Below are 12,644 nucleotides of genomic sequence, written 5' to 3'. Positions count from 1 at the left end.
ATCAGGCGTTACCTGGCTCAGCGTCACCTGCTTCGGATTCGGTTGCGCTAGGCAGACGAATTGGACGAACCGGCACTACTGTCGAGATAGCGTGTTTGTAAACCATCTGGCTCACGGTGTTTTTCAGCAGGATCACGAACTGGTCGAACGACTCGATCGTGCCTTGCAGTTTGATACCGTTGACCAGGTAGATGGAAACCCCAACTTTCTCTTTACGTAAAGTATTCAAGTAAGGGTCTTGTAGCGAATGCCCTTTTGACATGTGCCGCACTCCTTTAAGGATTCAATAATAAAAAATAGGTAATTCAGATGGCTTTGGCCGTCACACCCCCAAGGATAGACGGCAATTGCAAGGACTCAGCTCAATATGGAGATGGTCCCAAGGTATTTCAAGGCGCGTGGCAGATTGTCGCAATCAAGACTGTCCAGCCAGTGTAAATCTTCCCAGCTGCGCAGCCAGGTGAACTGGCGTTTGGCCAATTGGCGCGTGGCGATGATGCCGCGCTCTTGCATTTCGGCCAATGTCAGCTTGCCATCCAGGTAATCCCAGACTTGGCGGTAACCTACTGCACGTATAGACGGCAACCCGGCATGCAGGTCACTTCTATTACGCAGGGCTACGACCTCGTCGATGAATCCCTGTTCCAACATATTTGTGAATCTTTGTTTAATGCGCTCGTGCAATACCTGACGATTTGCCGGGGCAATGGCCAAGTTCGCGACAGTATAGGGCAATTGTTGCAGTCCCGAAGCGGCTGCTTCAGTACTTTGCGCAGATTGTTGCTGGCGCAGAGCAGTCATGCTCTGACCGCTGACTCGATAAACTTCCAGCGCGCGACTCAAGCGTTGCGGATCGTTCGGGTGAATCCGCGCGGCCGACACCGGGTCGATGACCGCCAATTGATCGTGCAGGGCTTGCCAGCCAAGCCGTGCAGCTTCTTCTTCGATCTGCGCGCGAATCTGCGGATCGGCCGCCGGCATGTCCGCCAACCCGTCCACCAAAGCCTTGTAATAGAGCATCGTGCCGCCGACCAGCAGCGGAATTTTTCCGCGCGCGGTGATTTCCGCCATGGCTTGCAGGGCATCGCGACGGAAATCCGCAGCCGAATAGGCTTCGGCCGGGTCGAGGATGTCGATCAAACGGTGCGGATATTCGGCCAGCAGCTCTTTCGAAGGCTTGGCAGTGCCGATGTCCATACCGCGATAGACCAGCGCCGAGTCGACACTGATCAGCTCGCACGGCAGCACCTTGGTCAGCTCGATGGCCAGATCGGTCTTGCCCGCAGCGGTCGGGCCCATCAGGAAAATCGCTGGAGGGAGCTGGCTCATCAACGACCGCGCAGGAACAGTTTGTCCAGATCGTCCAGGCCCAATTGGGTCCAGGTCGGTCGGCCATGGTTGCATTGACCGCTGCGCTCGGTGTTTTCCATGTCACGCAGCAGGCCGTTCATTTCCGGCAAAGCCAGGCGCCGATTGGCGCGGATCGCGCCGTGACAGGCCATGGTGCCGAGCAACTCGTTCAGGTGCGCCTGAATCCGGTCGCTGGTGCCGTACTCCATCAAGTCGGACAGCACGTCGCCGACCAGACGATTGGCTTCGGCCTGCTTCAGCAAGGCTGGAATCTGGCGGATCGCCAGGGTTTCCGGGCCCAGGCGCTGCAGCTCGAAACCCAGACGCTGAAACCACGCCGCATGTTCTTCGGCGCAATCCGCCTCGCGCTGACTGACCGCCAGCGATTCCGGCACCAACAGCGGCTGGCCGCTGAGGCCCTCGCTGGCCATGGCGATCTTCAGGCGCTCATACATGATTCGCTCGTGGGCGGCGTGCATGTCGACCAGCACCAAGCCTTGAGCATTCTCAGACAAGATATAGATGCCCTTGAGCTGCGCCAGCGCGTAACCGAGCGGTGGAATGTCCTCCTGACCGGCGGGCAGCGCATTGGCGTTGGCTTCCGGCAGCGGTGCGAAAAACTCGCGATAAGCCGCTTGAGCCTCAGCGGCCGGGGGCATCGCCGATTGTGGACGCGGCGTGTATTGATACTGATAAGCGCCGCCAGCAGGCGCGCCAGATGCTGTGTTGAACACCGGTTGCGCCTGCGGTTGCTCCAGCAGCGCATTGGCCGCCAGACGCATTTCGCCCTGCGGGCCGAATTCGCCAGCATCCAACCCTGTCGGACGGACGATGGCGGTGGTCACTGAACCGGCAAGCTGATCCTCCGGACGCACATCGCCCAGCGCCCGGTGCAAGGTGCCGTAAAGGAAGTCATGCACCATGCGCCCGTCACGGAAGCGCACTTCGTGTTTGGTCGGGTGGACGTTGACGTCGACCGCCGCCGGATCAACCTCGAAAAACAGTGCAAACGTCGGATGGCGACCGTTGAACAGCACGTCGCGATAGGCCTGACGCACGGCGTGGGCCACCAGTTTGTCGCGCACTGCCCGGCCGTTTACAAAGAAATACTGCAAGTCCGCCTGGCTACGGTTGAAGGTCGGCAACCCGACCCAGCCCCACAGATGCAAACCGTTACGCTCGATCTCGATCGGCAGCGCCTGCTCGAGAAAACCCGAGCCGCAAATCGCCGCCACACGGCGGGCACGGGCCGCGTCATCGTGGGCTTCGTGCAGGCTGAGGATGGTCTTGCCGTTGTGGCGCAGATGGAAAGCCACGTCGAAACGCGCCAATGCCAGACGTTTGATCACTTCTTGCAGATGATCGAATTCGGTTTTTTCGGTCTTGAGGAATTTGCGCCGCGCCGGGGTATTGAAGAACAGGTCGCGAACCTCCACCGAGGTGCCGACCGGGTGCGCTGCCGGTTGCACCCGAGGCGCCATGTCGCGACCTTCAGTCTCGACCTGCCAGGCCTGATCGGCATCGCGGGTGCGCGACGTCAGGGTCAGACGTGCCACAGAGCTGATCGACGCCAACGCCTCACCACGGAAACCCAGGCTCATCACCTGCTCGAGGTCTTCGAGGTTGCGGATCTTGCTGGTGGCGTGACGGGCCAGGGCCAGCGGCAGGTCATCGGCAGAAATACCGCTGCCATCGTCACGCACGCGTAGCAGTTTGACGCCGCCCTGTTCAACGTCGACATCGATGCGTTTGGCTCCGGAGTCGAGGCTGTTTTCCAACAGTTCCTTGATCACCGAGGCCGGGCGTTCAACCACTTCACCGGCGGCAATCTGGTTCGCCAGCCGTGGGCTGAGCAGTTCGATGCGGGCGGCAGCGTTCAGCACCTCGTTCATTCTTTGGACGCCAGTTCGGTGCCAGGAATGGTCAGGTGTTGGCCGACTTTCAGCTCATCGCTTTTCAGATTGTTCGCGCTGCGCAACGTGGCCGGCGATACCTGATAACGCACACCGATCATCGCCAGGGTTTCGCCTGGGCCGACGCGGTGGTCGCGTGGGCCCTGGACGATCTTGCCGGAATCACGCAGCCAGGCGATGTAGGTGCCCGGTGGCGGGTTCTGTTGGAAGAACTGGCGCACGCCGCTGCTGATCGAGCGCGCCAGCGCTTGCTGGTGGCCCGAGGCCGAAAGCTTGTTCGCTTCGTTGGCATTGGAGATGAAGCCGGTTTCGACCAGGATCGACGGAATGTCCGGCGACTTCAGCACCATGAACCCGGCCTGTTCCACGCGCTGTTTGTGCAGCGGCGTCACGCGGCCGATATTGGTCAGCACTTTCTGACCAACGTTGAGGCTGGACGTCAGCGACGCAGTCATCGACAGGTCGAGCAGTACACCTGCGAGCATGCGGTCCTTGTCATCGAGGCTGACGTTGCCGGCACCACCGATCAAGTCAGAACGGTTTTCGCTGTCGGCCAGCCAACGGGCGGTCTCCGACGTCGCACCACGGTCAGACAAGGCGAATACCGACGCACCGAAGGCGGCCGCAGACGGCGCGGCGTCGGCGTGAATCGAGACGAACAGGTCGGCGCCCTTCTTGCGGGCGATTTCGGTACGGCCGCGCAACGGAATGAAGTAGTCGCCGGTACGCGTCAGTTCGGCGCGGAAGCCTTTCATGCCGTTGACCTGACGTTGCAGTTCGCGGGCGATCTGCAACACCACGTCTTTCTCACGCTGGCCGCGCGAGCCGGACGCACCCGGGTCTTCGCCACCGTGGCCGGCGTCGATCACCACAATGATGTCGCGCTTGCCGGCCGGGGCTGGCGGCAACTTGATTGCCGGTTCGGAAGGTGTGACCGGCACCGCAGGCATGGTCGCTACCGAAGGCGTTGGAGCAGGCACGGGCGCGGGAGCAGCGTCGGCCGGGTTATCGAACAGGTCGACCACCAGACGGTTGCCATATTGCGCGTTCGGCGCCAGCGAGAAGCTTTTCGGGGTGACGGCTTTTTTCAGATCGATGACCACCCGCAGGTCGGTCGGCGTGCGCTGAGCCGAGCGCATCGCGGTGATTGGCGTGTTCGCGGTCTGCACCTTCAGTGGCGCGCCCAGCGTGGCGCCATTGATGTCGATGACCAGCCGATCCGGCGCGGTCAGGGTGAAGACGCTGTGCTGCACCGGGCCGCTCAGGTCGAAGACCAGTCGCGTGTTGTCCGGCGCCCGCCACAGGCGCACGCTGTTGACCTTTGTATCGGCCACAGCGTTGACGGTTACTGCCATCAACATCAGTCCAGCGGCAGCCACCAACGCGCGAAAGCGCATACCTAACCCCATCATTTAATTGGATTCCAATGCCAAAGCGGCACACCAGGCTTCGCCACGCGAGCCCTGGGATAAAATTTTCAGCGAACGCCCGCTGTCTTGCGGGCTAATGGTAATGGTCAGGTCAGGCTTTGGCAAAAAGCCTGCACCTTTATCGGGCCACTCGATCAGGCACAGGGCATCGTCTTCGAAGTAGTCACGGATGCCGAGAAACTCCAGCTCTTCCGGATCGACCAAGCGATACAGGTCGAAGTGGAAGGCGCGGACGTCACCGATCTCGTAGGGCTCGACCAAGGTGAAGGTCGGACTTTTTACCGCGCCGACGTGGCCCAACCCGCGAATGATCCCTCGCGACAACGTGGTTTTGCCCATCCCCAGATTGCCTTCAAGGAAAATCAGGCCATGGCCCTGGGTCACGCGGGCGATCCGTGCGCCAAAGTCGCTCATGGCCTGTTCATCGGCCAGGTACAGGGTTACTTCAGACACGGTGCTTGCTCCTCCAACAACTGACGAATGGCTGGAATCAGATCACTGGCCGCCAGCCCACGGCCCAATTTACCTTGTTGCATTCCCGCATTGGCATGCAGCCAGACCGCCAGGCACGCAGCATCGAAAGCGTCCATGCCCTGCGCCAACAACGCTCCGGTCAAACCCGCGAGCACATCGCCGAGCCCGGCCGTGGCCATGGCAGGATGGCCCTGATGACACAGCGCCAAGCGACCATCGGGATGAGCGATCAGGCTGCCTGCGCCTTTCAACACCACGACCGCCGAGTATTTTTTACTCAATTGTGATGCTGCGCCCGGGCGATCAGCTTGTACTTGGGCATTACTGATCCCCAGTAAACGCGCTGCCTCGCCCGGATGCGGAGTGATTACGCAAACCTTGGGCAGACTGACGAAACCGCTCGCCAACAGATTCAGCGCATCGGCATCCCACACTTGCGGCAAGGGCGCATTGGCGGCGGCGGAAAGTAACGCTCGCCCCCAACTCGCCTGCCCCAGCCCTGGTCCGACGACCAATACCGAAACCTTTTCCAGCAGACTCATCAACTGATTGGCCGATGACGCACCCAGTGCCATGACTTCCGGCAAGCGGGAAAGCGCCGCCGGCACATGCTCGGGGCGTGTCGCCAGCGACACCATGCCGGCACCACTGCGTAGAGCGCTTTCGGCGCTCAGGAGAATGGCCCCGCCAAACCCGTGATCGCCACCAATCAACAGCAAATGCCCGAAACGGCCTTTGTGCGAGCTCGGCGCCCGTGGCGCCAATCGGGGAAGATTAGCCGCACCCAGGCGTTTGGCGCTGATAGGAACGTCACGATAAGTTTCGGCCGAGGCTTGTAAATCGTTAAACACCAGATGCCCGATGTGATCCGCCGCATCCCCGGTGAACAAGCCGATTTTCAAACCAATGAAGGTCACCGTCAGGTCGGCGCGAACGGCGGCACCGAGGACATGCCCGGTATCCGCTGACAACCCGGAAGGAATATCCACCGCCGTCACCGGCAAGCCGCAGGCATTGATCGCCTGGATTGCGCCGGCATAGGGCTCACGCACTTCACCGCTAAGGCCGGTGCCGAGCAAGGCATCGAGGATGACGCCGCGCAATTCGCTTTGCGCAGTCCAGTTGAGCACGCTGAGCCCTTCAGCCAGCGCCTGGGCATGGGCCAACGCCGCATCTCCCTGCAAGCGCTGCGGATCGCCAACCGCGATTATCCGCACCGACCACCCGGCCCGGTGCGCCAACGCGGCGATCAAATAACCGTCACCCGCATTGTTGCCATGCCCGGCAAGCACCGTCAGCTCATTGGCTGAAGGCCACTGTCGCACCAGCGCCCGCCAAGTCGCATGGGCGGCGCGCTGCATCAATTCGAAGCCCGGCGTGCCGGCGGCAATCAGCCGCGCGTCGAGCTCACGCACCTGTGCGGCGCCGTACAGCGCGTCGGGTAATTCATCTTTCGTGTGCGGCATGCGTCTTCGGGCTCCGATGTCTGGCAGAATTATACGCACCTCAGCTCCGGTTTCTCTCGCCTCATGTCCGCCATCACCACAGACCTGCCCGCCCTCGCCCAATCGATCAAGGATTGGGGCCGCGAGCTGGGCTTTCAGCAAGTCGGCATCAGCGGCCTCGATCTGGCCGAGCATGAGCAGCACCTGGAGCGCTGGCTCGAGGCCGGCTACCACGGCGAGATGGACTACATGGGCGCTCATGGCAGCAAACGCTCGCACCCCGAGGAACTGGTTCCCGGCACCTTGCGCGTGGTTTCTCTGCGCATGGACTACTTGCCGGGCGACACCGAAATGGCCAAACGTCTGGCGCAACCGGAAAAAGCTTACGTATCGCGTTATGCCTTGGGCCGCGATTACCACAAATTGATCCGTAAACGTGTTCAACAATTGGCCGACAAGATTCAGTCGGAGATCGGTCCTTTCGGTTTTCGCGCCTTCGTCGACAGCGCCCCGGTGCTGGAAAAAGCCATCGCAGAACAGGCCGGGCTGGGCTGGATCGGCAAGAACACCCTGGTGTTGAACCGCAAGGCCGGCAGTTATTTCTTTTTAAGCGAACTGTTCGTCGATCTGCCGCTGCCGGTGGATGATCCGCACAGTACCGAACACTGTGGTCGTTGCACCGCCTGCCTGGACATCTGCCCGACCAATGCCTTTGTTGGCCCTTATGTGCTGGACGCTCGACGCTGCATTTCTTATCTGACCATCGAACTGAAAAGCGCCATCCCCGAAGACCTGCGACCGTTGATCGGCAACCGGGTGTTCGGCTGCGATGACTGCCAGATCGTCTGTCCGTGGAACCGATTTGCCAAGCCTTCCGGAGAAAGCGACTTCAAGCCACGGCACAATCTCGACAATGCCGAATTGGCCGAGCTGTTTTTGTGGGATGAAGAGAAGTTTTTGAGTAGCACTGAAGGCTCGCCGTTGCGGCGGGCCGGGTATGAACGCTGGTTGCGCAATCTGGCGGTGGGATTAGGCAATGCGCCTTCAACGATTCCGGTATTGGAGGCGTTGAAGGCGCGACGGGATTATCCGTCGGAGTTGGTCAGGGAGCATGTGGAGTGGGCGCTGGAACAGCACTCCAGACCTTCAAACCCATAAAGGGCGAGCTAAGCACTCAGGCCGCTGGCCAGCGCGTTGTATCAATGCTTTTAGCCGTTTTCATCATTGTGTTGGTCTGCCCGTCGGACATATGGCCGCCCGCCTGCAAGACTTTGCAAACTCTCTGTTTACTGTCCTCCAGAAGGTAAATACGCTCCCCACGTCCTTTCGTCCTCGCAAAAAAAACATGCGTTACTTTTCTTCCAGCACCAACTGATCCGAACTCCTCGTACAGCATCTCGGACTCCGCGGCTGCTTGGCTGGCGGACTTGTTGCTTTCCACGAGTTCGTAGAAACCTTTAGCCCTCGTCTCATTAATTTCAGACACGAAATTGTCTTTTTTGGCCCTTTGTAATTGCCAAGGTTTGTCCGACGCTGTTTCCACAGGCGTCTTGGCTTTTTGGCCGCAGCCTTGGCGCCTTTTCCGGGCTTGTAATAATGTTTCGCCGCTTTGGCTGTATCCTCGCCAGCGGGACTGAGACCTTTGCCAAAGGCTGAAGCCATCTTCCTGCCAGCATTCACAGCGGCTTTTGCACCCGCCGCCAAGCCTGCACCGAGTGAAGCCAGTCCAAGACCGAAACTGATCCAGCCCAATATTTCTCCTGCTGGATCATCCGGTGCATACTCATCGAACCAAGAGCTGGCAATACCCGCCAGGCCTGAAGTAACACCCAGCCAAAATGCCGTCATGACCCATGGTGTTGCCACGCCAGCCGTCAGCCCGCTGATAATAATTCCGAGAACACCGAGGCCGATTCCCAGGATCGTTTCCAACGACATATGCCCGGTAGGGTCGACACGATTGACAGGGTCGCCCAGGCAATAACTGTAGGCATTCAATCCGCCCGCACCGAACGGACTCATGCTGTCGGGGGCGAGAAAACGCATCAGTGTCGGACTATAGGCTCTGTAACCGTTACCCAGCAGATACAGCCCGGTCACCGGATCCAGCTGCTCGCCGTTGAACCCCGCCAGACTGAACAAACCACCTTCGGCAGGACGATGCCCGTAAGGGCTGTAGGCGCAATCGGTGAGCTGTTCCTTGCCCAGCGTTGCCAGCACGCTTTGCTGCTGATCGGTACCAAACAACTGCGCACCGGCGTTCAAACCGAGTTGCTGTTGCCCCACAAGCGCTCCACCGTGACGCACAACACTGGATGAATTTTCACCACTCACCTCATTGGCGACCCGGCCTGCGTAGTAGTAACGCTGCGTTGTTATCTTGTCGGGTTGCGACAGTTCAACCAGATCGTCGAATCCGTCGTAATGATAGCCACGAATGACTGAACCGCCTGCGCCGGACAGTTGTTCGAGACGTCCGAATGAGTCATAGGCCAGAGTTCGTGCCAGGTCGTCCTTGATCATCCTGCCGTTGGCGTCGTATTCCAGTGTCACTGCTGGCGGATAGTCAGCATGAGAATGTTTGACTGCGCTGAGTTGTGCAGGATCAGGATTGTCATAACTGAAGGTGGTCAGATTCACGCCCAGCGGGAACTTCGTCTGCACGGTAAGAATGTTGTCCAGCACATCGAAGGTGAACGTCTGCTGGACAATTTCCTTGCCATACGGATCGCGTGGCTTTTGGGTGCCAGCACAGTCGTACTGGATCAGACGCCCGCGCACATCGTAGGTGAATTGTTCATCACGCAAAATTTGCGTGCCACGCCTGGACACTTTCTGCGCCAGTTTGCCGGCAAGCGTATAAGTCGATTCCAGCGTCTGGTCAGGCTGACCCTGAATCTCAAATGTACGGCGGGTTTCACGACCGATATCGTCATAGGCAAACCGGGTGATCATCTGACGCTTGATCGACGTCTCTTCGGTTTTCGTCCAGGCCAGCATCCCCGTCTGGATGTCGTAGTGGAATTCTGTTTTCAACGAACCCTGCGTGGTGGACAGCAGGCGGCCGTGCTTATCGTATTCGGATCTGCTTTCGGCTCCGAGTACATCGACTTGGGTGATCGGGCGTCCCTGCAGGGAATAGGTACTGGACGTTGCTTTCGTGATAGCGCCGAAGGTCGTCGTTTCGGATTTGAGGCGTCCGGAAGGGTAATAGGTAAAGCTGCGTGCCCTGCCGCTTTCGGTACAGGTCAATGGATTGCCACTGACGGGGTCGTAAGTCAGAGTCGTGACCAGCTCCCCTGCCTTGCGCTCCGTCAGTAAACCGCCCAGATCGCGCAAATATGTGAATTCGGTTTTTTTACCATCAGCACTCTTGTACCACTGCGGCTGAGTGAAGCCCGCTTCATAACCCGCCTCGGACTTTCGCCCACCCACAGTACTTTGTGTCAAACGATTCAAACCGTCATACGTTTGCTGCCCCAACACTTTTTCACCAACCTTGATGTCGGTTGGCAACTCTTCATCGGTATGCTTGGCGTAGTCGGTCACGACCTCACTGGAGTCAGGCAGAACACTGCGGATTATCCGGTCAAAAACGTCGTATTCAAATCGAGTGATATTGCCGACAGGATCTGTTTTGCTGGTTGTGCGCCCGAACCCGTCATAGGTGTAAACGGTTTTGCCCAGACTCTTGTTCTTCAGATTGAAGCTCTCGACACTGAGCGGTTTACCGAACTCATTGACGAGGGTGAGTGTCTTGCCCATCCCCTGGAGCCAATTGGTTTGCTGGCGAAGGACCGGATCCGCCTCGCTGTGTTCGATACGCCCGTCGGCATGCAGCGTCTTGCTGACCTGGCCCCAGGAATCGAATTCGTAGCGGGTGCTGACCCCATAAGGCTTGCCATCACGCCAATCGGTCAGCGTCACTTTCACCTTGCGACCGACCGAATCATGCTGGGCAGAATAAAGCGTGCGAATCTGGATGAGGCCGCCCTTGTCGGGATGGTCACAGTCCTTTTCCTGAACGGTGATCACCCGTCCCAGACCGTCATAATTCATTCTTTGCTCGCCGCCGGCCGGGTCAGTCGTCACCATTGTGGCCGGCTGCTGCCTGCTGGCGGCCATATAGACCCACTTGGTCGAGGCCGCGTAGGGGGTGCCGAAAGCCACCGTTTTGCACACTGCCCGGCCGATCGCATCGTATTCATGCTCGATGTGTTCGCCATCGACACCGACCTCTGACAATGGCAATCCCGTCAGCGTCGAGAGCACTTTCTCACTGGCCTGCAGTGTGCCATCAAATCCGCGTGTGCTGGACTTGATCCGCAACCTGTCATCCTCAAGTTCATAGGAGAATTCGGTAGAGGTTTTCTTATCATTCAGGATGATACTTTGCTTTTTCATGGCCCCGTGCCTGAGCGGGTCCTTTGGCGTATCCAGGTAACTGCGTTCGGTTTTCGAGCGCAAGACCTCAAGGCCTTCGACAACTTCGAAAAAACGCTCCTCGACCGGTACGACGCATGCCAGTTCCACCCCTCCAATCCAGGATGCAGGGCATAGTCGTAGTACGTGACAGTCGAAGCACCATCCGACGCGGCAGCGGTGACCGTCCTCTTTTTCGGGAACCTGGAGAAGCCCAGCGGATCCTCAGGGCAATTGTCTCCACCATTTGCCGGATAGAACTCCGTCGAAGTCGTTACCCCACTTGGCTCGACGTGCTTGAGCAAGTTGCCTTCGCCATCAAACTCGGTGGCGGTAGTTTCCACACGCGTCTGTCGGGTGCGCCGATCAAGGTGAGTCACCGTATGGACTTTAGGCATGCGGAACTGAGCCAACTGCTCATTGAAAGGCTTCTTGACTGAGCAGTAATACTCCGTGGCGGTGGCGATCTGTGCGTCGCCACAGGTTGTGACCTCTGCCACCAACAGATGGAACTTGTTGTAGGTGCGTTTAATGCGGGTATGTACTTTGCCGCTTACTACCAACTGCTCGTCCGAGGTGTAGACATAGTGACCGGGCGCCAGATAGAGAGGATCCAGGTCATTGTCCTTGGCCGGGAGGACGCCCTGCCCAAGGAAGTTGTGGTCGGAGTACGTGTATGCCTTGCAGAGTCGGGGTTGGCCGCGCCCAGGGTAGATATCGTGAGCGATAACAAACGGCAGTGTCCGTTCCACGCCATTTTCGAAGCGATGACCTTGGCGCTTGTAGCGAATGAATTCGACGCCGCGTAATGGATTGACGACGCGGTACAAATAGCTGGCCTCATCGATCACTTCATATTCCAGCTCCCAACCTCGGCCGACCGGAAGTTCGATTGCCGTAACCCGAGCGTTCTTCAAGATCAGCTTGTAATCAGAGCTGGATGAGGTATCGGGATATCGGGTCAGTGTTACCTGACCTGCATTGCGGGTGATTTTCAGAAGGCATCGTTTGGCGTCATGGACTTCGGCCAATCTGGGAAACTGGTTGAACAACTCGTGCTTCAACGCGATGCTCACCCCGTTTGCCGCGATTATTTTTGTCGCTACGGCGACCTGAGTGCCAGCCAGGACCTTGAGCAGTTCACGCCGACCATCCTTGTATCGAACTTCATATTGCCCTGCTCCGGTCACCAACACCTTTGCCGTTTGCAGCTTCATTTCCTTGAACTTCAGACCGGTAGACGTTTCTACGGCCTTGTAGCGCTCGCCATTGGACAGCGTCATGACTTTGCTGCGCAAATCGTAATTTGTCATGGTCAAAGACCAGCCAATGCCAAAACCGGAGTCTGCCTGATTGAGTGGATTGAAGCCCAGTGCAAGTGCAAACTCAGGGCCGTTGAGATCCGACGAGTGCAAATTGCCCAACGAAAAGGAGCACGTGTACATGCCCGTTCGGGGATCAACACCTCCGGAAACAAACTCACCGAAGTTAAAAGCATTAGAATGAACAGCGGAAGATGAATTACTCTCCATTGAAAACCGTCCTTTTATTTAAAGATGCAGATACTGACTAGTCAAGTTGGCCAGCGAAAACCGCTGGCCCCATCAGAA

Annotated in this window: 9 protein-coding genes; 1 reads left to right on the top strand and 8 read right to left on the bottom strand. The window is 58.4% G+C overall.

Annotated elements, in window-relative coordinates; all coding sequences use genetic code 11:
• Position 1: 1 nt before the first annotated feature.
• The 6 genes from hfq to JFT91_RS08725 form a co-directional block, all read right to left on the bottom strand.
• Positions 2 to 262 (bottom strand): RNA chaperone Hfq, encoded by a 261-nt coding sequence (hfq, locus tag JFT91_RS08750; RefSeq protein WP_007902656.1) that lies wholly within the window; start codon positions 260 to 262, stop codon positions 2 to 4.
• A gap of 95 nt (positions 263 to 357) precedes the next feature.
• On the bottom strand, positions 358 to 1,329 hold the full coding sequence (gene miaA / locus JFT91_RS08745) for a tRNA (adenosine(37)-N6)-dimethylallyltransferase MiaA (RefSeq protein ID WP_201148322.1): 972 nt from the start codon (positions 1,327 to 1,329) through the stop codon (positions 358 to 360).
• Positions 1,329 to 3,230: a DNA mismatch repair endonuclease MutL gene (gene mutL, locus JFT91_RS08740; RefSeq protein ID WP_201232255.1), complete on the bottom strand. Its 1,902-nt coding sequence runs from the start codon at positions 3,228 to 3,230 to the stop codon at positions 1,329 to 1,331. Before mutL ends, miaA begins: the two co-directional genes overlap by 1 nt.
• Positions 3,231 to 3,238: 8 nt before the next feature.
• On the bottom strand, positions 3,239 to 4,624 hold the full coding sequence (locus JFT91_RS08735) for an N-acetylmuramoyl-L-alanine amidase (RefSeq protein ID WP_518524863.1): 1,386 nt from the start codon (positions 4,622 to 4,624) through the stop codon (positions 3,239 to 3,241).
• 51 nt (positions 4,625 to 4,675) lie between these two features.
• Positions 4,676 to 5,146, bottom strand: coding sequence for a tRNA (adenosine(37)-N6)-threonylcarbamoyltransferase complex ATPase subunit type 1 TsaE (tsaE, locus tag JFT91_RS08730; RefSeq protein WP_007967425.1), 471 nt, complete (start codon positions 5,144 to 5,146; stop codon positions 4,676 to 4,678).
• On the bottom strand, positions 5,134 to 6,633 hold the full coding sequence (locus JFT91_RS08725) for an NAD(P)H-hydrate dehydratase (protein ID WP_201232120.1): 1,500 nt from the start codon (positions 6,631 to 6,633) through the stop codon (positions 5,134 to 5,136). Before JFT91_RS08725 ends, tsaE begins: the two co-directional genes overlap by 13 nt.
• Before the next feature lie 63 nt (positions 6,634 to 6,696).
• On the opposite strand from JFT91_RS08725, the gene queG reads away from it, so the two are divergent.
• On the top strand, positions 6,697 to 7,770 hold the full coding sequence (gene queG / locus JFT91_RS08720) for a tRNA epoxyqueuosine(34) reductase QueG (protein ID WP_201232119.1): 1,074 nt from the start codon (positions 6,697 to 6,699) through the stop codon (positions 7,768 to 7,770).
• Between the two features lie 192 nt (positions 7,771 to 7,962).
• On the opposite strand, the gene JFT91_RS08715 is transcribed toward queG, so the two are convergent.
• Both JFT91_RS08715 and JFT91_RS08710 read right to left on the bottom strand, forming a co-directional pair.
• A complete protein-coding gene (locus tag JFT91_RS08715; protein ID WP_201232118.1) occupies positions 7,963 to 11,016 on the bottom strand; it encodes an RHS repeat domain-containing protein in 3,054 nt (1,017 codons plus the stop codon).
• Entirely contained in the window at positions 11,013 to 12,566 is a 1,554-nt protein-coding gene (locus JFT91_RS08710) for a hypothetical protein (RefSeq protein WP_201232117.1), read from the bottom strand. The genes JFT91_RS08715 and JFT91_RS08710 overlap by 4 nt, the downstream gene beginning before the upstream one ends.
• Between the last annotated feature and the right edge of the window lie 78 nt (positions 12,567 to 12,644).

It is taken from the genome of Pseudomonas sp. TH08 (genome assembly GCF_016651275.1).
Classification (GTDB): Bacteria; Pseudomonadota; Gammaproteobacteria; order Pseudomonadales; family Pseudomonadaceae; genus Aquipseudomonas.
This window is presented reverse-complemented; position numbering and strand designations above follow the sequence as displayed.